Genomic DNA, 883 nt, shown 5'->3' with positions numbered 1-883 from the left:
CTAGAGGCTGCCAAGAACAGGTTTGAAGTTCGCGGTCGTGACTTCGCAACGAGCAGAATGGGTCGGTGACACGCCGAGGGTACCCCAGTGACGTCGATGACGACACGTATTTCTTTCTGCTCCCGTATCTGCTGCTGAGTCCCGAAGACGCGAGGCAACGGAAATATCCCATTCGAGACGTGCTGAACGCCCTGCTTTGGGTCGCGCGCACTGGCGCGCAGTGGGCGTATTTGCCCCATGACTTCCCACCGGCGGAGACGGTGCGCCAACAGGCGCACCGCTGGTTTGTCGCGGAGTGCTTCCAGAGCGCGGCGCATGATCTGCGGATTCTGTCTCGTGTGGAGAAGAGCCGGAACGGGGAGCCAAGCGCGATCATCATCGACAGTCGCACACTCCAGAGCACACCAGAGAGCGGCCACCGTGCCGGCTTTGACGGCGCGAAGAAGCGGAGGGGCACCAAAGTCCATCTGGCCGTCGACACCCTGGGGCACGTCCTCGCAGTCCTCACCACACCAGCCAATGAGCAAGACAGGGCACAGGTCAAAGACCTGTGCCTAGACGTGCAGGAAGCCACAGGTGCGACGGTCCAAATCGCCTTCGCCGATCAGGGCTACACCGGCACCCAAGCGGCCTTGGACGCCACCCAGGCTGGGGTTGAGTTGGTCGTGGTCAAACGACCCGAAGCGACCAAGGGGTTCATTCTGCTGCCGAAACGCTGGGTCGTGGAGCGCTCACTGGCCTGGTTGGCGCGCTTCAGACGCCTCGGACGTGACCTGGAACGCTTGCCCACCACCCTGGTCGGCTTCCACGTCCTCGCGGCCTGCATTCTGCTCTGCAACAACTTGAAGCCCCTTGTTGCATAACGTTCTTGGCACCCTCTAGC

Annotated in this window: 1 protein-coding gene; it reads left to right on the top strand. The window is 62.1% G+C overall.

The genetic code is table 11. The features are described 5' to 3' along the window. Positions 1-65 precede the first annotated feature (65 nt). On the top strand, positions 66-863 hold the full coding sequence (locus tag GO986_RS22435) for an IS5 family transposase (protein WP_369409550.1): 798 nt from the start codon (positions 66-68) through the stop codon (positions 861-863). Positions 864-883: the final 20 nt, after the last annotated feature.

This window comes from Deinococcus arboris (assembly GCF_009755355.1).
In the GTDB taxonomy this organism is placed as follows: domain Bacteria; phylum Deinococcota; class Deinococci; order Deinococcales; family Deinococcaceae; genus Deinococcus; species Deinococcus betulae.
The sequence above is the reverse complement of the archived record's forward strand: the minus strand, read 5'-3'. Positions and strand labels throughout refer to the sequence as shown.